The following is a 24,701-nucleotide window of genomic DNA, read 5'->3' on the forward strand; positions in this document are numbered from 1 at the left end:
AAAGCATCACGATGAAGTTTTACACCGCCACCGCAGGGCATATAAACCGGCCTTTAGGCTTATCGGCGGTAGCTACGCGGGTCTACAAACCCTACGCCTGACGCAGGATAGCGGAAGCATACTCCAGGTACGCCTCGCGAGCGCTCTCCTTCTTACCGCCAGCCACCAGCTGGGTCTGCACCACGTAACCGGTCAGCACCGACAGCACCGCGGCACCGATAACGGTCAGCCACTCTTCAAGCTCTTCTTCGGTGAAGTCCAGCTCAGCGGCACCCCAGGCGCGGTAGCGTTCCAGGGACTGATCGCGCAGGTAGCTCAGCTGTTCAGACACCACGGTCGCCAGCTGCGGCATTGCCACAGCCTCGCCCCAGGTGACGAGCAGGTGACGGCGAATCTTGGGGGTGTCCAGCACCTTCAGGCACCCGAACACGTAGTCCCAGGGCTGTTCGGCGCGGATGCGGTCGAAGGGCGCCATGTCCATGCGGGCTGCCGCCAGGATAATCTCATCCTTGGAGGAGAAGTGGTTATAAATCGCTCCAGCAGACAGGCCAGTGGCCGCAATAATCTCGCTCATCGAAGCCTTCTGATAACCGTGCTTGATGAAGCATTCGCGGGCGGTCTCTACAATCTGAGAACGCCTGTTCTTTTTGTATTCTTCGCTGACTTTAGGCACAACCTAATCCTAGCGAATTTTTAGCCAATCCGTGCGCATCCTGGTTGCCGTTGACGCGCCCTCATGCGCAAATCCGGCGCAAAATAGAGCAAAAATTCTATAAATACGACTGCCCACAATACGGATGCCCCACCGCGAATACCCCAACGCAGATGCCTCGGGTGGAGAGCATGAAAAAGCGGGGCATCCCAGGCTCACCAAAAGGTTCACCCGGAAATACCCCGCTCACAGCAGGTAGCTCAGCGCGCGCTGAGCCCGCTACACATGTTTAGTGGAAGAAGTGGCGGGTACCGGTCAGGTACATGGTCACGCCAGCAGCCTTAGCCGCCTCGATAACTTCCTCGTCGCGGATCGAACCGCCCGGGTGCACGACGGCACGCACGCCGGCGTCCAGCAGCACCTGCAGGCCGTCAGCGAAGGGGAAGAACGCGTCGGATGCGGCAACCGCACCGCGGGCACGCTCGTTACCTTCACCGCCGAGAGTGTTCGCGCGCTCCACCGAAAGCTTGCAGGAATCCACGCGGTTCACCTGGCCCATGCCGATGCCCACGGCGGCACCGTTATCGGCAAGCAGAATAGCGTTGGACTTGGGCGAACGCAGTGCACGCCACGCGAACTCGAGGTCACGCAGGGTTGCCTCGTCAGCCGGCTCACCGGCAACCAGGGTCCAGTTCTTCGGGTCGTCACCCTCAGCCTGTAGGCGGTCAGCCTCCTGGAAGAGTGCGCCACCGGAAATGGGGCGGTACTCGATAGCCTCGCGGGCAAAGTTCTCGGGCAGAACCAGCAGGCGCAGGTTCTTCTTCTCACGCAGGATCTCCAGCGCCTCGGGCTCGAAGCCGGGAGCCACGATCACCTCGGTGAAGATGCCCTTGACGGTCTGAGCCATAGCGGCGGTCACCGGGCGGTTAGCGGCAATCACGCCACCGTATGCGGACAGCGGGTCGCAAGCGTGCGCCTTCGCGTGAGCGTCCGCAATCGGGTCAGCCGCGCCGGGGGTTGCCACAGCAATACCGCAGGGGTTGTTGTGCTTGATAACGGCAACAGCCGGCTCGTCGAAGTCGTAAGCGGCACGCAGAGCGGCATCAGCATCAACGTAGTTGTTGTAGCTCATCGCCTTACCGTGCAGCTGCTCCGCCTGAGCAATGCCGGGGGCAGCGGCGGGGTCAACGTACAGGGCGGCACGCTGGTGCGGGTTCTCGCCGTAACGCAGGGTCTCGCTGCGCTCGAAGCCCAGGCCAGCGTACGGGGGCCAGAAGTTAGCGTCCTCATCCTGCAGGAACTGGGATGCGGTCCAGGTAGCCACAGCGGTATCGTACGCGGCGGTGTGGGCGAATGCGCCGGCAGCAAGGCGGCGGCGCTCATCCAGGGAGAAGCCACCGTTCTTAGCGGCCTCAACGGTGCGCGCGTAGTCGGCGGGGTCCACAACAATAGCGACGGCGTCGTGGTTCTTCGCGGCAGCGCGAACCATGGAGGGGCCACCAATGTCGATCTTCTCGATGATGGCGTCCTGATCGGCACCGGAAGCAACGGTCTCAACGAAGGGGTACAGGTTCACAACCACCAGGTCGAATGCCTCAACATCCAGCTCTTCGAGGGTGTCGATGTGCTCCTGCTTGCGGCGGTCCGCCAGAATACCGGCGTGGATGCGCGGGTGCAGGGTCTTCACGCGCCCTTCGAGGCACTCGGGGAAACCGGTAACTTCGGTGACCTCGGTGACGGGTACGCCTGCTGCCGCGATGGTGGATGCGGTGGAGCCGGTGGAGACCAGCGCGACGCCAGCCTCGTGCAGGCCGCGGGCGAACTCCTCCAGACCGGTCTTGTCGTAGACGGAAATGAGGGCGCGGCGCAGGGGCACGCGATCGAGCTCAATGAGAGACACAAATACTCCGATGCTTTAGACGTGCACGCCGGTTCTCGGCGGCACAGCTGGTGGATGGACGTAGCCTGCCCGGATAGACAGGGCATGTGTGGGGGTATTCCCCGCCGCTGTGCACCTTCCCCTCAGGGGTACTCGGGTGCCACAACGGAACGTGTGTGGGCGGCGGGGTGTGAGCTCGGCTCATTCCGCCGCAAAAATCTAGTGGGCGGAATTAGCTGTCGGATGCAGCGCCGTCAGATGCAGCGCCGTGAGATTCAGCCAGGGATGCGATGGTCTGCACGAGCAGGCGGCGCTCCTGCACCTTAATGCGTTCGTGCAGGGTCTCTTCGGTGTCGTCATCCAGAACGGGCACTGCCGCCTGGGCGAGGATGGGGCCGGTGTCAACGCCCGCATCCACAAAGTGGACGGTCAGGCCGGTAATCTTCACACCGTGCGCCAGGGCGTCACGCACGCCGTGCGCACCCGGGAAGGAGGGCAGCAGGGCCGGGTGGGTGTTAATAATGCGGTTGCTGAAACGCTCGACCAGCTGCGCGTCAACAATGCGCATGAAGCCAGCGAACACAATGTAATCGGGGTCGTAGGAAGCAATCTTTTCTTCCAGCGCGCGGTTCCAGGAGAGGCGGTCGGCGTAGTCGCCGGGCTGCACCAGGAAAGTGGGTACACCCGCCGCCTGGGCACGTTCAATACCCAGACAGGGCTTGTCGGCGCCCACTGCCGCAATTTCGAGGGGAAGCTCGCCCGCCGCTACGGCGTCGAGGATGGACTGAAGATTCGTTCCGGAGCCGGATACCATAACCACAATTCGCACCCGACTAGTATAACCCGTCTCACACCCTTATCCAAAGGGGTACGAGGTTCACAACAGACCCAAAGCCCAAAGGCGAGCACAAAGAAACCCCGGCGGGAGAAATCCTCGCCAGGGTTAGCCGGGGTTCGCCGGGCGCAAACTCAACAGGTCGCGAGCTCAATAGGTTGCATACTCAATAGGTCGCGGGCAGGCGGGGCGGTACCCTTATAGGTATGTCTACTCCCCCGCAGAACACTCCGAAGAACAACCCGAATAACACGCCGCAGCAGCCCACCCCGAACAACGGTGCACCGCAGAACCAGCAGGTTCCGCCGCGAGCGCCGCAGCAGGCACCGCAGCACATGATGTCGCAGCCTCGAGGACCTCAGAGTAAGAAGCCGCGCAAGCCCATCGACCCCATCGAACAGCAGAAAGCGAATATTCGCACCTCGCTCATGCTGATCGTTGCCGCACTGGTCATTTTTGCAGCGTCTTCCTTCGTGCTCTCCACGATGCCGCTTTTCCTGGCGCTCTTCCTCTTCGCGCTCGCCGGCATCACCCTGAGCATTATTGCGATCGTGCGCACCGCAGTCTACCGCGGCCCCTGGTTCTTCTACATTGCCGCGGGCGTCAGCATTATCTACGGCGCCATGACCCTGCTCGGCGGCATCGGTCTTGCCTTCATGCCCGGCGCGCAGGAGTACCGTGAGTGCCGCGCCGCCGCGCTGACTCAGACCGACATGTACACCTGCGACCAGAAGTTCCAGGGCACGATGGACAAGCTCACCGGCGCATCCAGCTCTAGCTCTTCTTCCGCGCGTTAGTTCTTCGTGCGCGCGCTAGAACCATGGGGCTTCGAGGAGCTGACATCCAGCGGGGGCAGCTCCACGGTAGAGGCCTCATCGGTCACCAGCGGAAGCACACCGGTCTGGCTACGAACCTCAAAGATGCGCTTCATCGCCTGATCAGCGGAGAGGACATCCAGCTCGCGGTCCACAAAGTCGCGCTCTGAATCCTTCTTCTGCTTCTTGCGTGCCGCCTTAGCCGCCCGCTTCGCTTCGCGCTTCTGCTCACGCTCATGCGCGCGGTCGCTGGCACGGCTCTGCGCGGAATCCTGCGTGGCAGATTCAGTGCGGGCGGCATCGGCTGAGCTATCCTGCACTGCGTCACCCTGCCCTGAGTCACCCTGCACTGCGGCAGGCTGTTCAAGGCCAAAACCGAAGTACGCCATGATGCGGCTCGCGCGGCCCTTCGAGCGCGGTGCCTGTTCTGCGGACTCATCGACAGCGCGCTCACGCTCCACAGGTTCAGCAGCCTCGTAGACGGGCTCCTGAATCAGCTCGCGGGTCTCCTCATCGGAGGGGTCATGAGCGTACAGGGCGGGCTCATACGCAGCGTGTTCGTACGTAGCGCGCTCGTTGGAGGCAGGCTCGGCAACAACCTCAACCTGTACGGAGGTGGAGTGCAGGTAATCGACCTGCTGAACGGCCTCAATCGGCTCGTACTGCTCAGCGGGGCTCTCTTCAGCAACAGCCTCTTCGGAAGCCGGCTCCTGAGCAGCGTCCACAGCGGGTTCCGCTACTGCAGGCTCTTCAACCGACACTTCGCGCTCTGCAACAATCTCAGCGAAAGCGTCCGCCGCCGCACGCTGCGCCAGCTGCTCGGTCGCCTCCACGGGGACAGCAACCACAGGCTCCTGCGGATGCACCGGGACATGACCGGTCGCCACCTCAGACACAACAGACTGCTCAGACGCCACGGACTGCTCGGCCTCAACAACGTTCTCGGAATCCTGCGCGCGTGCCGCTTCCTCAGCTTCACGCTCAGCGGCCTCACGCTCTGCAGCTTCCTGAGCTTCACGTGCTGCGGCTTCCTCAGCCTCACGCTCCGCACGCTCTGCCCGTTCCTGGGCACGCTCCTCACGACGCTGTGCAAAACGCTCGCGGCTCTGCGCAAAACGCTCACGGATCGAGGCAGTAAAACTCATCAGACGCTCACCCAGGTTCGGGCGCTCATCCGCAAAACGAGGCAGCTCACGGCTGCTATCCGGCACCAGGGCGCGGCTCAGCAACATACCAAACGTCACGCCGGCACCCACCGTCAATGCGGTATGCGCCGCAAAAGTCAGCGGCTCAGCCCCAACCTCCGTAAAACGACCAATACCCAGAGAACCATACGAAATCCAGCCCAGCCACAGGGCACCAAACGACGTCAGAATACCGGTCATCACGCCCAGCACCACGGCAGAAATCAGCGCAGACAGCGGTCGGAACGGAACCTTCAGAGCAACCCACTCGTCCAGGTGATCCTCGCCCTCACGCAAGAACCACCAGCCAGCAATCGCACCGGCACCCAGCGGCACCAGCAGACCCAACAGACCGGCCGTGCCCATCGACTCGGGCACAGCACCCAGAATCGGAAGCATCGGCAAAGTACCAACATCGCTACTGGTCAAACCAACCGAGGTACCCGCGCCAAAGGAGAAACCGGCGCCGGTCGACCACGCAATCGCATAAATCACCAGGTTCGGCAAGAAACCCAACTGCAGCAGAGTCACCGCGGTATCACCCACAGCGCCCGCGTGCAGCTCCTGATAGGTGGCAACAATCTGCGACCAACCCGCCAAAATACCGATACCCAAAAGCACCGCACCCAGACCAATCAGCGCCACAAAAGCAACCACCGCAGCACGCACCACCGCCCAGGCATACGAGCCCGCCCAACGCGAATACTGACTCATCTGCGAAATCTGCTCCGCAGTATCAACACCCACCATGCGCGAGAGCGAACGCGCCTCACGGTAGCCACCCCACATCAGACCAGCCACCACAATACCCAAAGGCACCAGGGCAGCATTCAACGCCTGAAGAGGCTGCGGATGCGGGCTCGCCCAACCGTACATCGCCGAACTAATCAGCGCATAGGTCACCGAACCGGACAGCACCGGAATCAAAAACTCACCCTCATACGAGGCGCGCGCCAGGCGACGACCCGAACGATAACAGAGCAGCAGCGGCAGAATACTCAAACCCAGCGGCACCAGCGTCATCGTGCCGGCAGAAGCACCAAAAGCAGCCGCAAGATCCAGGGGAACACCGTGAATCAGAAGCCACAGATGCGCCGACATGGCGGCCACGGAGGAGAACTCCATGTCGCCAAAGCCCTTGGTCGCCCACACGGCAGACATCGCCGCAAACACTGCAACAGCAGAGAACAGGGCAGTAACAATTAGCTCAACAACACCCTGAAGCCACAGAGGCATGGGCATGGAATAACGAGAGATAGGTGAGGTGCTTTTCATCGTCCTTCAATCATGCCACGAATTAACGACGAAACCCGCCTCCGATTAACACTCGAAAGCGGGTTCTCACAACTATTCACACAGGGATTCATACAGGGACGCACGCGAGGAGGCGCATCCGGCAAAGTTTTAATCCTCAGTCCACGGGTTGGAAGCCTGAACGCCCCAGGCACGGTACACCTGCGCCTTAGAAGAAATCAGCTCCAAATCATAGGCACTCGCGCTCGCCGCCATCAGACCCTCCAGGGCGGCGGTAGGCAACGGACCGGCATCGTCACGACCCACGGCATGCACGCCACGCGGCGCCTGACGGCCAGCCCACTCGAGGCTCACGCGCGCATCCACATTAATAACGTGGTCGCCAAAGCGCTCAAGAAGTTCGGTAATCCAACGATCAGTTTCCGGGTAGGGGTACAGGCCCTTCAGCTCACCAATACTCAGCACAGAAATGTACATGTGTCGGAACGAGCGGCGGCGCAGAAAAGCGACCACGGCGGGGTCAGGATCCGCCTTACGGATCTCCGCAAGAACGTCGGAGTCCAGGAGCATACCGGAGAAATTCATACCCCTAATGCTACGCTACGCGCAGACCGGCGTACTCAATAGCGGGGATGCCCTCGGGGTTGGGCAGAAGAAGGAAGTTCAGGAACTCGTCGCGCTTAGAAGAAATGCGGGAGTAATCGTCAATGCTGACTGCGGTGTATCCGCCTCGCGCGGGGACAGCTGCGGCACGCAGGCTTTCCTGGTAGGAGCGGGAGGGGTTCAGAGAGATTGCTGCTTTGGTTGCAGAGCCGTTGTACATGTGACAACCTGCGCCGTGAGTGGCGCGATCCTTTCGCGTTGCTCTTGTCTGTACCAATTACCACCGGTTATTCCGGTGGTGAATACAAACCGCTTCGTCATCCGAGCCACCCGTGAACATGGGGTTGGCGTTCGACCATAGTCGGAGCTTATCAGTCGAAACTCTTGAAGCTGGGTTTAGCTTACAGCATTTTCTCAAGTTAAGTAAAGCGTTTTCTGAAAGAGATTTAGATTATTGGCGTTTTGGCTTGTGAGAGTGTTTTAGACGGCGGCAATTTTTGATACTGCGCGGAATATCTTATGTGAATACCGGTGTTTTTATGCACTAAAAACTCCCCCACCACAAATACGAAATACACCCTAAGCCACCGCCAAATAGTCGGCTCGGCAACCAGCCCGACAGCCGCCAGCACATGACCGGCGACAAGGCGCAAACCGGTACGATACGCGATAATGAGCTGGTGAGCGCCAACAACCCCTTCCCCGAAATTCCCATCACCGTACCGCAGATCATTCGCCAGGCCGGGCACCGCACCTACCAGCGCGGTGTCGCCTACCAGCGCAACCGCGAAGTCATCCGATACAGCTACGACGAAGACAATAGCACCCTCACCGGGCTCGTCAACGGAAGCACCATCATCCCCTACGAAGTGACCATTCGCTTCTTCCCCGCCGTCAGCGGCTCCGCAACCTTCACCGCCCGCTGCACCTGCCCTGTGCTCACCGACTGCAAGCACGCCGTAGCGCTCATGCTCACCGCGCTCGACCGCGCCTCCGTAGCGAAAAAGGCACTCAGCGAACACCCCGGACCGGTCGGCGTACCCGGTGCCGCAGCGAAGGCTACCGCAGCGAAGGGTGCGACAGACGCAAAAGGATCCGCTGCAAAGGGATCCGCAGATTCAAAGAGCGCGGACATTGCGGAGGCGAAGAAAGCCGCCGACCCGCTCGCGGCACTACGCGCCTCCGGTGCACTCACCACCGCGGCAAAACTGCCCGCGCCCGATGCGGAGACTGCCGAGCCCGAAAACCCCCAGGGAAGCCTTGCGCTCAACAAGCTAGGCTCTTCCCCCACTGCGCTCGACCCCACAGCGCTCGATGGTGCCGCCTCCAAAATTTCTGCCTGGCGGCGCGACCTCTCCTCCGTTCTTTCCGCACGTCAGGACCTTGCGGGCATTGATTCGATGCGCGTGAGCGGCGCCCTGGATTTCTCGCTAAGCGTCTCCGGATCCTACGCGCGCGGCCGCAATATGCCCGGGGCAACCCCCAGCATTAACCTGCTCGCCCGCCCGCTCATGGCGTCCAAAACCGGGCGCTGGATCAAGGGCGGACTCAGCTGGGAAACCTTCGCTTCCAGCGTGGGCGGCCCCGTCGGGCGGCACGAAATCTACCCCGAACACGAACGATTTTTCGCCGAACTCTACTCGATTGCCCGCCCCTGGCAGAACATGTATTCCTCGCACCGCGACTGGATTTCGATTAGCGCTTCTGCCTCCACTCTGCTCTGGGATGTACTCGCCCGCGCGGAGGATATTGGCCTGCCTCTGCTCGTCAACGGTCGCGAGGTGAACTACGCCGTGCTGAGCCCCGCACAGGTGCGCCTGCACGCCGCCGCCTGCGAAGAGAAACACGCGGAAGGCGCCGGGCTGCAACTTCAAGCCGCGCTCAGCTGGGAAGGACGCGAAGGCGAATTGCTGCGCCAGCTCTGGCTACCCGCCGCGCACTGCCACCCCATCGGCACCCCGCGCACCGGCTTCTTTGCCCTGGGCGGGCTCGCTCAGCAGGAGTACGAACAGGCGGCCAAGGCGGTGCACTGGAAGACCGCGCGCCCCGGCGCGCTGGATGAAGTGGGCCGCGAATCTTTCGTGCACAAGACTGCCCCAAAGGACGCACGGGAGGTACCTGCCGAGCCCTCTGCCCCGACCCTCAACCCGGCGCAGGGCGAACGAGGACAGGGTGAACGGGTGCGCTACTCCCCCGCCGTACCCGAACTGCCCGAGGGCGTGGAGCTGGCGCTCATCCCCCTGGTTGAGCCGCTCGACGCCGCCTCCGAATCGCTCATTAGCGCCGGAACCGTGCACATTCCCGCCGCGGAACGCGCCACGTTCCAAAAGGAATACCTGCCCGCGCTCAGCCGCTCCATTCCTTCGCTGACCCCCGATCCGGCGCTGGCGCTGCCGCGCGTGAAGCCGCCGCATCTGGTACTTGACATCAGCTTTGACGAGCAGGTGCGCCACGACGCGCAGCTGAGCTGGCATTGGGAGTACCCGCTGAACCCCTTCGCGGAGGACAGTGTGGAGGAGGACAGCACTGATGAGGCGAGCGCAGAGGAGGCGCGCATCCAGAATCCTGCGACCGGCTCCGATGTGTACTCCCTGCCCGTTTTCGGCTACCCCGGCGAAGAGGGCGGTGAGGTTCGCGATGAGCGTTTTGAGGCGCGCGTACTGCGTTCGGTGCGCGCGATTCTTGCCGCTCATCCGGCGCTTTCCGGGCTGGAGGAGCGCCGCATCGAAGGCTGGGAGACCCGCGAGTTGCTCAGCGCGATTCTGCCGAAGCTTCGCCGTGTTTCCGCTGTTCAGATGCGTTTTAACGGTACTCCGCCGCAGTTCGTGAAGGCGACCGACGCGCTCATTGAAGTCACCGTGAGCGAGGGCAATTCTCGTGACTGGTTCGGTCTGGGTATTGCGGTGAAGGTCAATAATTGGACCGTGCCGTTCGCGCAGATTTTTGAGGCGCTAGATCGCGGGGCGGACCGTATTCTGCTCGGTAACGGCACCTATTTTTCGCTGCGTCGACCCGAGTTTAAGACCTTGCGCACCCTCATCGCGGAGGCTCGCGAACTCGACGATGCGGGTGGTGAGCTGCGCATTAACCGTCACCAGGCGGGTCTGTTCTCTGAGCTGGAGTCGCTGGCGGCGAGCGTGCATACGACCGCGCGGTGGGACGCTCAGGTGCGTTCGCTGCTGGAGCTGGTTGAGGGCCTGGAGGATGCCGAAGAGAGCACCGAAAAAGGTACTGAAAAGACCTCTGACAAGGGTGCTCATGGTTCCCCCGCGCCGCAGAAGGCTTCCCGTCGGGTGATTGCTCAGCGCCCGGTACCCGCCGGTCTGCAGGCGACCCTACGCCCCTACCAGGTGGAGGGTTTCCAATGGTTGTCGTTCCTGTACGAGCAGCGTCTGGGCGGTATTCTCGCCGACGATATGGGTCTGGGTAAGACCGTGCAGGCTCTCGCTCTGCTCGCCCACGCGATTGAGGAGCATCGTGCTGCCTCCGAACGTACCACCGGGCGCGGTGAGAGCGTCGAGCCGTTCGCGCCTTTCCTCGTGGTTGCGCCGACCTCCGTCATCACCAATTGGGCGGCGGAGGCGGCACGTTTCCTGCCCGAGGCGAAGGTCGTGACCATTACCGAAACTACCGCCGGTAAGACCCCGCTGGCTGAGCGCATCGCAGGAGCGCACCTGGTACTGACCAGCTACACGCTGCTGCGCATGGATGAGGATGCATACACCGGCTACGCCCGCACGCTGGGCCGCACCGTTGACGAATCCACGGGTGAACTCTCCACCCCTGAAGGCTGGGGTGCGCTCCTGCTGGACGAGGCGCAATTCGTCAAAAACACCGGCACCCGCGCCTGGTCCATCGCCCGCGCGATGCCCGCCCGCACCAAGATCGCGATAACCGGCACACCCATTGAGAACAACCTCATGGAGCTGTGGGCGCTGCTGGCGATTGTGGCGGATGGTCTGTTCCCTTCCGCCCGCGCGTTCCGTGACCTGTACGCTCGCCCGGCGGAGTCCGGTGAGGACCCGGCGCACGCCGCGGCGACGGCTGCTCGTCTGCGCCGGCGCATCCGCCCGCTCATGCTGCGCCGCACCAAGGAGCTGGTGGCGGCGGAGCTTCCGGCGAAGAACGATACGCGCGTGAACCTGCCGCTGGCTCCCGGTCACCGCCGCATCTATGACACGCATCTGCAGCGTGAACGCCAGAAGGTGCTGGGTCTGCTGGAGGATATGGACAAGAACCGGTTCACGATCTTCCAGTCGCTGACCCTGCTGCGCCGTCTGGCACTTGATGCCGCGCTGATTGACCCGGAAGCCTATGCCGGGGTGTCGTCGGTCAAGCGCGACTACCTGGTGCAGCAACTACCCGACCTGCTCAAGAAGGGCCACCGCGTGCTGGTGTTCAGCCAGTTCACCGGCTACCTCAAGAGCATTTCGGCGCGCCTGGCGGAGGAGGGCATCGGGCACCTGTACCTGGACGGTTCGACCCGCAACCGTTCCGAGGTCATCGAGGCGTTCACGAGCGGGCAGGAGCCGGTGTTCCTCATTTCGCTCAAGGCTGGCGGTTTCGGCCTGAACCTGACCGAGGCGGACCACGTGTTCATCATGGATCCGTGGTGGAACCCCGCCGCCGAGCAGCAGGCGGTGGACCGTATTCACCGCATCGGCCAGGACAAGGAGGTGCACGTCTACCGTCTGGTCGCCGAGGGCACCATTGAGGAGAAGGTCATGCAGCTCAAGGAGTCGAAGGCCGCGCTCTTCGATGCGGTGGTCGGTGAGGGCGAGTTCGCCTCCGCAGCGGTGACGGCTGAGGATGTGCGTGAGCTCTTTGCGCCGGCTATCGAGCGATAGCCGCCCTCCAATCTGAGCGGTAGCCGCCTTCCAGACTGAGCGGTAGACTTCGGGTCTGCTGATATGCCTGACGCCCGTCATTTTTCGTTACTTGGTTACGCCTCGGGCTAGATTCACGCCCGATTCTGCTGTGGCCCTTCTCAACGGGGGCTCTGAGGCGTAACCTGGTACGACTACTTACGGAGGCGCCGCCTCCCCACAGATTCAAAAGGAGCATCATGAGCTACAACGTACCCAATGTAAAGTTCAACGACGGCCGATCCATTCCGCAGCTGGGCTACGGCGTATGGCAGATTGAGGACGAGGTCGCCGAGAAGATTGTGGGCACCGCCCTGGAGACCGGCTACCGCCACATCGACACCGCCGCTATCTACGGCAACGAGGCGGGCGTGGGCCGCGCTATCGCTAACTCTGACGTGCCTCGCGAAGATATCTTCCTCACCACCAAGCTGTGGAACTCTGACCAGGGTTACGAGAGCGCTTTCGAGGCATTCGAGGCTTCCCTGGAGAAGCTGGGTACCGACTACGTTGACCTGTACCTGATTCACTGGGCTAAGCCGCAGCAGGGTCTGTACCTGGATTCTTGGCGTGCGCTGATTGAGCTGCAGAAGCAGGGTAAGGTCCGTTCGATTGGTGTTTCGAACTTCCCCGAGGAGCAGTTGCGCGAGATTATCGAGGAGACCGGCGTGGTTCCGGTCATCCACCAGGTTGAGCTGCACCCTTACTTCTCGCAGGAGGCGCTGCGCGCTGTTCACGCCGAGTACGGCATCGTGACCGAGGCATGGAGCCCGCTGGGCAACGGTAGCGATCTGCTGCAGAACCCCGTGCTGGCTGAGATTGCGGAGCACCACGGCGCAACCCCCGCGCAGGTCGTGCTGGCGTGGCACCTGGCTAAGGGCACCGTGGCTATCCCGAAGTCCGCGACCCCCTCTCGTATTGAGGAGAACCTGGCGTCGGTGAACGTGAAGCTGACCGCTGAGGACATCGCGGCTGTGGATGCGCTTTCCACCCCCGAGGGTCGTATTGGCGCTGACCCGGCGAACATCGACTTCTAGGATGTCGTCTGGGCCTAGCGGCTCGAACCTCACCTACATAAAGCCCCGACAGGCACGGATAGTGCTTGTCGGGGCTTTTGCGTGCCCTGGCTACGCGGCTTTTCGGGCTTTCGACGACTGGTTTTGACGAACGCTCGTTCTTGGATTGTTCGGCAAACCATCAGCTATCCTGGCGGGCGCTTCGTAACTAACTCCCGCCCGCCAGTTTTCGCCGGCTAGCTCTCGTCCTCCACCAGCAGCGAGAGGGAGATGCGGCGGCGGGCCGGGTCGACCTCCACCACGCGCACCCGCACAATGTCGCCGCTACGCACAATGTCGTGCGGGTTCGCCACGAAACCGCGGCTCATCTGCGAGATGTGCACAAGGCCGTCCTGATGCACGCCGATATCCACGAACGCGCCGAATGCCGCCACGTTCGATACGGTGCCCTCGAGCACCATGCCGGGGCGCACATCCTCAAAACGCGAGACGGATTCGGAGAAGCGTGCGGTGCGGAAGCTACCGCGCGGGTCCAGGCCGGGGCGGCGCAGCTCGGTGAAGATGTCCTGCACCGTGTACACGCCGGCGGTTCCCTCCTCCGCGCCGTCCTGTCCGCCCTCCTGCACGTAGTCGGCGGGGTTCAGCCCGGCCAGCGGGTCGCTGCCGTCCGAGGTACCCAGAGCGCCAGCTACCCAGTGGGCGCCGTTGCGGGCCTGCGCGTCGGCAATAATGCGGCGCGCGAGCGGGTAGGCCTCCGGGTGCACCGCGGAGGCATCCAGAGACTCCTCGCCGCCACGAATACGAATGAAGCCCGCCGCCTGGCGGAAGGTCTTCTCACCCAGCCGCGGCACGTTTAGCAGCTGCCGGCGGTTCGCAAAGGGGCCGTGCTCGGTGCGGTAGGCGACGATGCGTTCGGCGGTCGCGGTGCCCACGCCCGCCACGTGCGCGAGCAGCTGCACGGAAGCGCTGTTGAGGTTCACGCCCACGGCGTTCACGCAGTCTTCGACGGTGTCGTTGAGGGCCCGGCGCAGGGCGGCCGGCGGCACGTCGTGCTGGTACTGGCCCACGCCGATGGACTGCGGGTCGATTTTGACGAGCTCGGCGAGCGGGTCCTGCAGGCGGCGCGCGATGGAGACGGCGCCGCGCACGGTTACGTCGTAGTCGGGCAGCTCAGCGGCGGCCAGGGCCGAGGCGGAGTAGACGGAGGCGCCCGCCTCCGAAACGGTCACCTTCTGGGGTGCTTCCACGCCCTCCTCGCGCAGGGCGCGAATGAGTTCGCTGGCGAGCTTGTCGGTTTCGCGGCTTGCGGTGCCGTTACCGATGGCGATAAGTTCCACGCCGTGCTCGCGGCAGGCGACGGCAAGCTCGCGCAGTGCTTCTGCCCACTGGTTGCGCGGGGCGTGCGGGTAGACGGTGCCCACGCGCAGCGGCTCACCGGTGCCGTCAACCACGGCGTATTTCACGCCGTGGCGCAGACCCGGATCCAGGCCGAGGGTGGTTTTGTGACCGGCGGGTGCGGCGAGCAGAATATCGCGCAGGTTGGAGGCAAACACCTCGGTCGCGTTCTGCGCGGCGGTATCGAGCAGGCGGTGGCGGATGCGCTCGGCCAGGCGCGGGCGCAGGTGGCTGCGCCAGGCGGTGCGCACGGTGGCGGCGAGCCAGCCGAGCACGCGGTCCTCGTCGTCGACGGTGTTGAGCACCTGCACGGGGATGCGCAGCGCGGCAGCCACCTCACGCTCGTATGCAGAACGTACGTTCTCGTAGTTTTCGGCTGCGGCCTCGGCCTCGACGCGGGCGGCACCGCGCAGGCGGCTGAGCGGCGCGGGGGCGGGTGCCACGTCCACCTTGAGGCGCACCACGCCGGCGTCCTTAGCACGGTGCAGCGCCAGCACGCGGTGCGGCGGGATGGAGCGAATACGGTCCGAGAAGGCGAAATAGTCCGAGAACTTCGCGCCGTCACTTTCGTGCCCGGCAATGACGCGGGATTCGATGACGCCCTGCTCGCGCAGGCGGGTCAAGAGTTTCTCGCCGAGCACAGGGTCGGTGAGGGCGCGGTCGATCAGGATTGCGCGGGCGCCCTCGAGGGCCTCCTCGGCCGTGCGGATGGGCAGCGTCTCATCCCCCTCCGCGCGGGCCTCCGCAATCTCCTCATCGGTGGTGATGTAGGCGGCGGCGATGGCGTGCGCGTCGGCGAGGGGCACCTCCAGCAGGTCCTCGACGAGGGAGTCGAGCCCGGCAGCGCGGGCCAGCTGCGCGCGGGTTACGCGCTCGCTGCGGTAGGGGGCGTAGAGGGCGTTCACGTCTGCGACGGTGGCGGCGTTCATGAGCGAGGAACGCAGTTGCAGCAGGGTGAGCGGGTCGATGAGTCCTTCGTCGGCGCGCGCGGTGAGCGCCTCGAGCACGCGGGCGCGGCGCTCCTCGAGGGCGCGGAGCTGACCCAGGCGCGACTGGATGGTGCGCAGCTGGGTGTCGATGAGCGCGCCCGTCGCTTCTTTGCGGTAACGCGCGATGAAGGGCACGGAGTTGTCGGCGTCGAGTAGCGCCACGGCTGCGCGGATGCGGTGCGGCGCAATGCCGGTTTCTACGGCGAGCGCGTTGATGAGGTGCTCGGCGGGCGGCTCACCTGCGCCGCCGGTTTCGTGTTTTTCGCGGTGTGCGGCGCTGCTGGGCGCGGGGTCTGCAGCTCGATCCGCGCGCGGGCGGATACTGCTCGGGAGGGGGTGTTCGCTCATCCTTCCAGTTTCGCATATTTCGCCGCGGCTCATGGGTTGACCGGTAATGCTGGGATAAGAGTCAGCGCGGGGCGTATTTTGCTCGCCTGTGCGGGTGCGGGTAAGCGTATTTTTCCACCGTATCTTCTGGTGCAGATTTACGAGTCTTTACGCACATTTTGCCCTGCGGGTGCGCTAAACGTTGTCATCTTTTCGTAAGAAACCGTGTTAGGGGTTCACGTATTTGAATAGTGCTTAGTTTCAGCGATAAATTTAGATAAAAGAGCATATTTTTTGAAAAAATATCGCTTATTCATGCAGATAAGGGGTGGCCTCACACCACGCAAACGCCCTTGTCTGCGTGCACACGTTCAGGGTTTCGGCGGCACGGTACGACATGGTGCCGCCACATCCCGCAGATGAAAGAGGGACCCATGCGCGAACAAGCCGCGCTATCAAACGCGCCGGAGGGCTACTTAGATTTTCACGACGAGTACGCGGAACTCATCGCCGAACTCGCCGCGCTGGGGTTCACCCCTACCCAGGTTCTCCGCCGCCTCAACTTTCTGTACCCGCACATCAACAAGAAGTACCTGAACTATGCGCTGAGCTCCGGTATCTGGCAGTTTGGTCCGGTCACGGCAGAGGCCCCGAGCTACACGGTGCTCGCCTGCGGCCTCTGGTACGTTTTCGCGGAAGCCTACGATCTGCCTCCGGAGCCCGAGTACGCGGCGCTGATTCTTGATTGCGATATTATCCACGACCTGCCGCCCGCACTGGAGGCGCGCCACTTCAACAACGAAGATATCGCCACCGTCCTGGCGAAGATTGGCGCAACGCTCAAGTACCTTGCCGCACACCCTTACTCCCAGCTGGAGGAAGAAGCCTACGCGCAGACCCTCGAGGACATCCGACTGCGCGGCTTGGAAGAAATCGGCACCGAGGGCGGTAGCCTGTACACCCTGCTCGCCGCCAGCATGGAGGGCGAATCCGCGTGGCCTGCCCCGGCGCAGACGGTAAACGACTACCTCGGCGACGGCGACTGGTCCTTGGGCATGCTCCGCACCGGCATCTACCCGGCGGAGGCACTCGAAAACGAGTGGTACATTGACGCCGCCTCGGTACCCGAGGATTTTGCTCCGAAGACCCTGAGCCTCTTTTTGAGCTATTGTGCCCGCTACGACCGCGAACCGACGGCACTGAACTACGGCTACTGGTCTACCATTCCCACGCTCATCGAGCAGGTGCCGCCCCTGGGCGCGGTACGCGCCAAGTTCGGCTCCTGGCAGGCGACCCTGCATCGCGGACGCACGCAGATTGCCCGCGAGCTGCGCCTGTGGACCAGGGACGAAGCAAACGAGGCTGCCGCTAAGGCGAGCGCTGCTGAGGCAAGTGCCGCGGAGGAGCTTGAGCGCCTCGACGCTGAGCTGGCTAGCGCTGAGCTGACCGAAGCAGAACTAGCAGAGCTGGATACTTCGGACAACTCCCCTGCGGACGCTCCCGCGGAGCCGACAGAGCCCGCGGAACCCGCAGAGCCCGCGCGTCTGAGCGCCCGCGAACTCACCGAGCAGGGCATCGGCGTGGTGCAGACCGCCCACACCGACCTCGCGGCGTACCACCGCACTCGGTGGGAGCAGACGGTGGAAGTCTTCGGCGAACGCCTCGCGCAGCTTGCCTGGAACCGCCGCCTGAGTACCTACTACTTCTTCGACGGCGCATCCCTGGAGGACGCCGACCCGACCCCCGTGGTGACGGTCTTCCGCTCCCCCACAGGCTTCCTCTGCGAGCTCGAACCTACCGCGGAGGCGCTACCCGCCTTCGACCCGGAGTTTCTGCAGGAACACGGTTGGAGGCGCCCGGTGCCGGTGCATGCTCTGTGGAACCTGCACGCGCTCGACCCACTGGAGGCTGCTGCCGCCGTCATTGAGGCGATGCGTTCCGGTTGCGGTTGTGAACGCTGGGATTTCTACCGCACCGATGATGACAACGACCCGCTCGCTGAAGAGGCTGAGACGGCGTCCGTCTAAGCGCACACTCCGCGCGCCTCTCGGGTTCGTCCTTAGAGACAGCGAAAGCCCGCGTCCCCCGCTCCCTGAGAGGAGCAGGTGACGCGGGCTTTACGCATGCACCGGTAGCCGGTGTACTAGTAGCCGGTACCGATAGCCGATGTGGCTTAGCGTGGGTTGCTTAGCGTGGGTGTTTAGCGTGCCGAGAAAATCTCGGATGCCTCCACAATCGCAATCTGCGCGGTGCGGGTAGAGATTGCTTCGTGGCGGCGTGCATCCGCACGGCGCTTGAAGAACCAACCAATACCCAGAATCGCGAACCAGACGGGCATCGCGAGCAGACCCCTGAGGGTTTCTTCATCCATGGCCAGCACACCGATGGTGAAGGCGAAGAACACCAGCGACAGCCACGCGGAGAAACGGCCGCCGGGCAGACGGAACTTCGACTTCTCGTGACGTGACGGGAACTTCTTGCGGTACATCAGGTAGCTGACCATAATCATCGCCCACGCAAAAATCACGAGTACCGCAGCCACGGTGGTGACCAGGTTGAACGCGCTAGAGATTGAGTCACCCGCGTAGAGCAGCACGATGGAGGACAGCAGCATCACGGCGGAGAGGAACAGCGCGTTACGCGGCACACCGTTCTTAGAGATCTTGCCCAGGAACTGCGGGGCGCTGCGCTCGCGCGCCAGGCCGAATGCCATGCGCGAGGTGGAGAAGATACCGGAGTTCGCCGAGGAGGTTGCGCTGGTAATCACCACAAAGTTGATGATGTGCGCGGCGATGCCCAGGCCCGCCAGGGTGAACATGGCGACGAAGGGGCTCTTATCGGGGCTGACGAGGCGCCAGGGGGTAACCATCAGGATGGTGACGAGCGCACCCACGTAGAAGACCATAATACGTACCGGCACGGCGTTGATTGCCCTGGGCAGGGTCTTTTCGGGGTCCTGGGTTTCTGCGGCGGTGGTACCGACAAGCTCGGAGCCCATGAACGCGAAGACGGCAATCTGGAACGCGCCGAGGAAGCCAATCAGGTGGTTGGGGAACATACCGCCGTCGTTCCAGAGGTTGGCGACGGACGCCTGCGCGCCACTGGGTGAGGTGAAGCCGATAGCGACCATGCCGCCACCAACGATAATCAGGGCGACGATGGCGACAATCTTAATCATGGAGAACCAGAATTCGATTTCGCCGAAGTTCTTCACGGACACCAGGTTCAGGGTCAGCAGAACGCCGATGACGACGAGCGCCGGGATCCAGGCTTGCAGGTCGGGCCACCACAGACGCAGGTAGCCAACAATTGCGATGATGTCCGCGACGGCGGTGACCACCCACATGAACCAGTAGGACCAGCCGAGGAAGAACCCGGCCATGGGGCCGACGAGGTCGGTGGTGAAGTCGGAGAAGGACTTGTACCTCAGGTTGGAGAGCAGAATCTCGCCCATAGCTCGCAGCACCAGGAAGATGACGGCGCCGATGAGCATATACACGAAAATCACGGAGGGGCCCGCCAGGGAGATGGCGCGACCGGAGCCCATGAACAGGCCGGTGCCGATGGCACCGCCGATGGCGATGAGCTGGATGTGGCGGTTGCTTAGACCGCGGTGTAGTCGCTCTCCCTGCTCGGGAGCTTTAGGATTCAGGCTGACGTTGTTCTGTTCAGTCACGACGTCCTCTTTTCAGCGGTTGTACCCCGTACCGCATGTGCCGTTACTGGAATAAGAATCGCTAGATCGCAGCAGGCACGGTCACTGTATGAATATGCGGCCATTAGCTTGCGGGGCGTCCCCGGATTTCGGGGCGAGGCTAGAGCTCTATCAGATACCGCGCGGTGCTCGAAAGTGTCACGCTATCGATTGACGCGGAGTTTTTCTGAGAGCTCTCACAGCTACTTGGATAGTTATTCTACAGGTGTTAAGGGCAAGAAAACAGGATTTACGGCAAAAATGTGACCTGTTTCTATTATTTACGTCATATCAAGCGGTGTAAAAAATGCCGCCCGGAACGTAAACAGGCAAGCACGAGGGCACGCGAAAGCCCCGCCTCCGCATCCTAAAAGAATGCAGAAACGGGGCTTACACACAGCGCCGCAGAAACACTACATAAACGCCGCAGAAAGAACAGAAACTACTTCTGACCAGCCTTGTCAGCAGCCTTGTCAACAACATTGCCAGCAGCCAGCACACGAGCACGCTTCGCCGCGTGGCGGCGGGTCAGAATCTCGTAGCCAATAGCCAGAGCAATGAACCAGATGGGGGTCAGCGCCAGACCGATTGCGGTGTCCGGGTACAGGCTCAGGGCGTAGACCATGACGGCGAAGAAGACCAGACCAAACCAGCTCATGCCAATACCCCAGGGCATCTTGTATGCGGATGCCTCGTGGCGTTCGGGGAACTTCTTACGGTAGACCAGGTACGCAATCAGGATCATGCTCCAGGTGAAGATACCCATCATCGACGCCACGGAGGTCACCACGGTGAACGCCTCCATGATGCCGCTACCGGCGTACAGCATGACCAGGCTGAACAGCAGCATCACGGTGGTCAGGTACAGGGCGTTGGCGGGCACACCATTCTTGGTGAGCTTACCCAGTGCGGAGGGTGCGGCACCGTCGTGTGCCAGACCGTAGACCATGCGGGAGGTCGAGAAAATACCGGAGTTCGCCGAGGACGCCGCGGAGGTCAGCACCACAAAGTTCACCAGCGAGGCGGCAACAGCAATGCCCGCCAGGGAGAACATACCCACGAAGGGGCTCATGGACTTATCCAACTTGTCCCAGGGGGTGACAGCGAGGATGGTCAGCAGCGGCAGGGCGTAGAAGAGGCCAATGCGGAAGGGTACCGCATTAATTGCCTTGGGCAGAGTGCGTTCGGGGTGTTCGGTTTCCGCCACGGCGGTACCGACCAGCTCAGCACCCACGAAGGCGAAGAGCGCAATCTGGAAGGCACCCAGGAAGCCCGTCAGGCCCTGGGTAAAGATACCGCTACCGGAGGGGCCGGGGCGATCCCAGAGATTTGCCACGGAGGCGACGGTACCGTCGGGCGCGGTGAAGCTAAAGGCAACCATGAGCGCACCAACAATAATGAGGGCGACAATCGCGACGATTTTAATGACTGCGAACCAGAATTCGATTTCACCGAAGTTCTTCACCGAGGGCAGGTTCAGCAGCAGCAGAGCCACGATAACGGTCAGCGCCGGGATGAAGGCTGGGATTTCCGGCCACCAGTATTTGATGTAGCCGGTAATAGCGATGACATCCGCGATACCTGTGACGACCCAGAAGAACCAGTACGACCAGCCGACGAAGAAGCCGGCGCGCAGACCGAGGATGTCGGTGATGAAGTCAGTGAAGGACTTGTACTTGGGGTTGGAGAGCAGAATCTCGCCCATGGCGCGCAGAACAAAGTAGATGACGCTACCGATAATGGCGTAAACAAAGACGATAGAGGGGCCGGTCAGGGCGATGGTCTTTGCCGAGCCGAGGAAAAGGCCGGTGCCGATGGCGCCGCCAATAGCGATCAGCTGGATGTGTCGGTAGCTTAGTCCGCGCTGAAGCTTAGAGTGCTCAGCTTCGGAGTCCAGGCCGGTGACGGAGTTGTGCTGCATTGGCTGCTGTGTCACGTATTTCTCTTTCCTGCGTCGATTCGCCCTAAATTTCACTCGGGGGCGAGTCCGGGTGGTTGGTATTCGTGCATAATCCTTAGCGGCGTGTATGGAGGAGAAATTCCCGCGTCCATAGCTTGCGCGGTGGACTTGGGCTTGTGGGCTCCGATTTCGCGGGGCTTCCGATTTCTTGCATCGCCAATAAAGGGTTATGCAGAGAATGCATAATTTCAAATTTTACCCCCTCATACCCACACAAGTACAAGGAATACAACATCACCAGATTTTTGAGACGGGACGATTGAGACGGGGCGAGTTTGCAGCATCTCTCAGCCTCCACCCGGAACACGCCCCGCACCGCCCTTAGATCGCGCCCCTTCTCTGCACGCTAAATTTCTGTGTTTCTCAGACCGGCATGCTCCCGGCTAGTTCAGCGTCACGCCAGCCCCGCACGCCACGAAACCGCACTGTACAGCGGTGCTACGCTATTCTTTTAGGTATGTCTACTGAGAACACGCAGCCTAGCCAGGCACCCGAATCCACCGAAGAAAAGGCCAAGAAGCCGGTTCCCGAGGAATTCTTCCGCCAGCCCTACTCCTTCGTCCGCCGCGGCGACCGCCTCACCGCGCGCCGCCAGAAGGCGTGGGACACCTACTCCCCCACCCACGTGCTGGACATTCCGCGCCTGCGCACCGACACCTCCGTCGCGCCCGAGGCGACCTTCGACCCGGTCAAGATTTACGGCCGCGAGGCGTACCAGGTTGTCGAGATCGGTTCCGGTCTGGGCGAGGCAATCGTGCACCGCGCAGCTGAGGTGCCCGAGGCGAACTTCCTCGCCGTTGAGGTGTACACCCCCGGCATCGCGGACCTGCTGCTGAAGATGGGCAACGCCGGCGTGGAGAACGTGCGTGTGGCTCAGGCGAACGCACCCGAACTGCTCGACAACATGCTTGAGGAGAACTCCGTGGATGAGCTGTGGGTGTTCTTCCCGGACCCCTGGCACAAGTCCCGCCACCACAAGCGCCGCCTGGTGTCCCCGGCGTTCGCTGATAAGGTTGCGCGCGTGCTTAAGCCCGGCGGCATTTGGCGTCTGGCGACTGACTGGGAGGAGTACGCCCTGGTCATGCGTGAGGTTCTGGAGGCGCACCCCGACTTTGAGAACGTGAATCCTGGCGCCGGTGCGACCGAGGAGGATCCGCTGGGTGGTTGGGCTCCGCGTTGGGAGGGTCGTACCCTTACCAGCTTTGAGCGTAAGGCTCAGGAGGCGGGCCGCCGCGCGCACGATCTGACCTACCGCCGCAAGTAAGCGGGACTGCGTTAGTACGCGACTTATACGTTAAGCAGGTGAGGCTCCCCGGTCATTCGGGGAGCCTCACCTCCTTGTGTGTGGGTCCAAGTGCATGCGGGGCGGGGGTCTACCCTCCCTCGCGGCGTATACACAAAGACGCACAAGCCTATATGGGCGGCTGACTAGCGCAGATGAGCTAGAACAGCCGAACCGTTTCTCCCAGTGTAGCGTGTTTAGCCGGTTTAGCGCTGCGGCTTCGTATCATCCGCTGTAGCCGGCTGGTGACGCTGACGGTACAGCACCACAGCCGAAGAACGCTGACGAGGCGCCGGGCGGGTACCGCGAGCAATATGCACCACGTCGCCACTGGTACCGGCGGCGAACACGCGCTCCGCCAAGCCCAGCTTCACCTTCGCGTCCTCAACCTGACGCTGGAGCGCCGCAATCTGCTCCTGCTGCTCCTCCACGAGGGACTCCAGCTCAATAATGCGGCGAATACCCTCCAGGGAGACGCCCTCCTGCGAGAGCTGCTGAATCTGCTGCAGACGGTTCACGTCACGCTGCGAATAGCGGCGCGCCTTACCGGGCGCACGCGAAGGCTGGACCAGGCCGATGCGGTCGTACTGGCGCAGGGTCTGCGGGTGCATACCCGCCAGCTCAGCCGCCACAGAAATCACGAAAACCGGCAGGTCCACGCTGTGCAACGGCTTACCGCTACGGGACTTAGATGATGATTCTCGAGATGCCATGGTTTACTTCGCCTTCTTCAACAGATCCTTACGCGGGTTCTCCTGCGGTGCCAGTTTTACGAACTTATCGAACGCTTCCTGTGCCTCTGCGCTCAGCTCGGTGGGCAGTACAATCTCCGGGATGACCAGCAGGTCGCCGTCGCCGCCCTTAGCCTTGAAGCCGCGGCCCTTAGCGCGCAGTCGGCGGCCGACCTGGCCGGGCGCCAGGCGCAGCTTCACGGTGGATGCGTCCGGCAGGGGCACCTCAATCACTGCGCCGTCGACGGCCTCGGCGAGGGTGACGGGTGCGCGCAGAATCAGGTTGTTGCCCTCGCGCGAGTACACGGAGTCATCGGAGACGCGCACGGTGACCTTCAGATCGCCGCCATGCAGACCCTTGCCGCGCAGTCGCACCTTCTGGCCGTCCTTAATGCCTGCAGGGATGCGTGCCTCGGTGTGGGAGCCGTCCGGCAGGAACACGGTCACGGTCGCGCCGGTGTATGCCTGGGCGAGGCTGATGCGGGTGCTGGTGGTACTCTCTTCGGGGGCTGCGTGCTGTGCGCCGCCGAAACCGCCACCGCCCATGCCGCCGAAGTCGGCGCTGGTGAAGCCTGCGGAGCGTCGGGAGCCGCCTGCGCTACCGCCGAAGAGGCCGCCGAGCAGGTCGTCAATGTTGATGCCTGCGCCGCCGTTGCTGAAGCCGCCGAATGCGTCCGCGCCGGGGTAGCCGGTGTAGCTGCCACCGCCGAAGCCGCCGCCTCCGAATCCGCCCATGCCTGCGGCACCGTAGCGGCGAATCTGGTCGTACTCTTCGCGCTGCTTCTTATCGGAGAGCACGTCGTATGCTTCCGAGATTTCCTTGAACTTCTTCTCTGCTGCGGCGTCGCCGGGGTTCAGGTCCGGGTGGTACTTGCGGGAGAGCTTGCGGTACGCCTTCTTGATGTCGCTTTCGCTTGCGTCTTCGCTGACACCCAGTGCCTTATAAAAGTCGTCGGTTAGCCAGTTTTCACTTGCCATGTTGTGATTCTCCTTCTGCGGTGATGCGCCGCCCTCCTCGGTTACGGGACGGCTTGCAGGGGCACCGCGTGCTTGTCTTAATGCTCTATATAAAAGTTTAGTCTACTTGACTCAATTTTGAAAGGGCTGAGCCCAAAAAATTGCGCCCCTACAAGCCTCTTGACCGCCGCTTCTACGAGCCAAAACCCGCACCAACACACCGGGTAAAGCAGCCCCGGCAAACAACAGGGCGGGCACTCCCC

The 24,701-nt window shown here is 62.5% G+C and carries 16 protein-coding genes and 1 riboswitch; of the genes, 5 read left to right on the top strand and 11 right to left on the bottom strand.

The annotated features are described in order from the left end of the window. Positions 1-91: 91 nt before the first annotated feature. The 3 genes from LPB405_RS03050 to purN all read right to left on the bottom strand — a co-directional run bounded on the left by LPB405_RS03050 (position 92) and on the right by purN (position 3,345). A complete protein-coding gene (locus LPB405_RS03050) occupies positions 92-673 on the bottom strand; it encodes a TetR/AcrR family transcriptional regulator (RefSeq protein ID WP_070686202.1) in 582 nt (193 codons plus the stop codon). 268 nt (positions 674-941) lie between these two features. Continuing rightward, on the bottom strand, positions 942-2,552 hold the full coding sequence (gene purH, locus LPB405_RS03055) for a bifunctional phosphoribosylaminoimidazolecarboxamide formyltransferase/IMP cyclohydrolase (RefSeq protein ID WP_012904095.1): 1,611 nt from the start codon (positions 2,550-2,552) through the stop codon (positions 942-944). A 211-nt stretch (positions 2,553-2,763) separates the two neighbouring features. After that, positions 2,764-3,345, bottom strand: coding sequence for a phosphoribosylglycinamide formyltransferase (gene purN, locus LPB405_RS03060; protein WP_219102040.1), 582 nt, complete (start codon positions 3,343-3,345; stop codon positions 2,764-2,766). A gap of 227 nt (positions 3,346-3,572) precedes the next feature. Here purN and LPB405_RS03065 point away from each other — a divergent pair, with 227 nt between their 5' ends. Then, positions 3,573-4,163 carry a 4-hydroxyphenylpyruvate dioxygenase gene (locus LPB405_RS03065; RefSeq protein WP_219101863.1) on the top strand — a complete coding sequence of 197 codons (591 nt, stop codon included), beginning with the start codon at positions 3,573-3,575 and terminating at the stop codon, positions 4,161-4,163. Here the strand turns inward: LPB405_RS03065 and LPB405_RS03070 are convergent. The 3 genes from LPB405_RS03070 to LPB405_RS03080 form a co-directional block, all read right to left on the bottom strand. After that, the gene (locus LPB405_RS03070) at positions 4,160-6,640 is read right to left on the bottom strand and encodes a cell division protein PerM (protein ID WP_219101864.1); all 2,481 of its coding nucleotides are present in this window, start codon (positions 6,638-6,640) and stop codon (positions 4,160-4,162) included. The two genes, LPB405_RS03065 and LPB405_RS03070, sit on opposite strands and share 4 nt — an antisense overlap. A 129-nt stretch (positions 6,641-6,769) precedes the next feature. Next, positions 6,770-7,204: a plasmid stabilization protein gene (locus LPB405_RS03075; RefSeq protein WP_049341485.1), complete on the bottom strand. Its 435-nt coding sequence runs from the start codon at positions 7,202-7,204 to the stop codon at positions 6,770-6,772. A gap of 10 nt (positions 7,205-7,214) precedes the next feature. Then, the gene (locus LPB405_RS03080; RefSeq protein WP_070634187.1) at positions 7,215-7,442 is read right to left on the bottom strand and encodes a nuclease PIN; all 228 of its coding nucleotides are present in this window, start codon (positions 7,440-7,442) and stop codon (positions 7,215-7,217) included. Positions 7,443-7,477: 35 nt separating this feature from the next. Beyond that, positions 7,478-7,612: riboswitch (SAM riboswitch) on the bottom strand. A gap of 242 nt (positions 7,613-7,854) precedes the next feature. Between LPB405_RS03080 and LPB405_RS03085 the strand changes: the two genes are divergently transcribed. After that, positions 7,855-12,069, top strand: coding sequence for a DEAD/DEAH box helicase (locus tag LPB405_RS03085; RefSeq protein WP_219101865.1), 4,215 nt, complete (start codon positions 7,855-7,857; stop codon positions 12,067-12,069). A 218-nt stretch (positions 12,070-12,287) separates the two neighbouring features. After that, positions 12,288-13,124 (top strand): aldo/keto reductase, encoded by an 837-nt coding sequence (locus LPB405_RS03090; RefSeq protein ID WP_219101866.1) that lies wholly within the window; start codon positions 12,288-12,290, stop codon positions 13,122-13,124. 215 nt (positions 13,125-13,339) lie between these two features. Here LPB405_RS03090 and LPB405_RS03095 read toward each other — a convergent pair whose 3' ends face one another. Further along, the gene (locus tag LPB405_RS03095) at positions 13,340-15,835 is read right to left on the bottom strand and encodes a helix-hairpin-helix domain-containing protein (RefSeq protein ID WP_257604966.1); all 2,496 of its coding nucleotides are present in this window, start codon (positions 15,833-15,835) and stop codon (positions 13,340-13,342) included. A 413-nt stretch (positions 15,836-16,248) separates the two neighbouring features. Between LPB405_RS03095 and LPB405_RS03100 the strand changes: the two genes are divergently transcribed. Continuing rightward, entirely contained in the window at positions 16,249-17,841 is a 1,593-nt protein-coding gene (locus LPB405_RS03100) for a dehydrogenase (RefSeq protein WP_219101868.1), read from the top strand. Between the two features lie 173 nt (positions 17,842-18,014). Here the strand turns inward: LPB405_RS03100 and LPB405_RS03105 are convergent, their stop codons facing one another. Continuing rightward, on the bottom strand, positions 18,015-19,490 hold the full coding sequence (locus LPB405_RS03105) for an amino acid permease (RefSeq protein ID WP_049350024.1): 1,476 nt from the start codon (positions 19,488-19,490) through the stop codon (positions 18,015-18,017). Between the two features lie 460 nt (positions 19,491-19,950). Further along, a complete protein-coding gene (locus LPB405_RS03110; protein WP_049362017.1) occupies positions 19,951-21,429 on the bottom strand; it encodes an amino acid permease in 1,479 nt (492 codons plus the stop codon). A 496-nt stretch (positions 21,430-21,925) separates the two neighbouring features. Here LPB405_RS03110 and trmB point away from each other — a divergent pair, with 496 nt between their 5' ends. Further along, positions 21,926-22,732 (top strand): tRNA (guanosine(46)-N7)-methyltransferase TrmB, encoded by an 807-nt coding sequence (gene trmB, locus LPB405_RS03115; protein ID WP_005508988.1) that lies wholly within the window; start codon positions 21,926-21,928, stop codon positions 22,730-22,732. 224 nt (positions 22,733-22,956) lie between these two features. Here the strand turns inward: trmB and LPB405_RS03120 are convergent, their stop codons facing one another. Together LPB405_RS03120 and LPB405_RS03125 are read right to left on the bottom strand one after the other, a co-directional pair. Further along, positions 22,957-23,463 (bottom strand): heat shock protein transcriptional repressor HspR, encoded by a 507-nt coding sequence (locus LPB405_RS03120; protein WP_049355825.1) that lies wholly within the window; start codon positions 23,461-23,463, stop codon positions 22,957-22,959. Between the two features lie 3 nt (positions 23,464-23,466). Beyond that, positions 23,467-24,459 (bottom strand): DnaJ domain-containing protein, encoded by a 993-nt coding sequence (locus tag LPB405_RS03125; RefSeq protein ID WP_049362015.1) that lies wholly within the window; start codon positions 24,457-24,459, stop codon positions 23,467-23,469. Positions 24,460-24,701 lie beyond the last annotated feature (242 nt).

Source organism: Rothia mucilaginosa, from assembly GCF_019334805.1.
Taxonomy (GTDB): domain Bacteria; phylum Actinomycetota; class Actinomycetes; order Actinomycetales; family Micrococcaceae; genus Rothia; species Rothia mucilaginosa_C.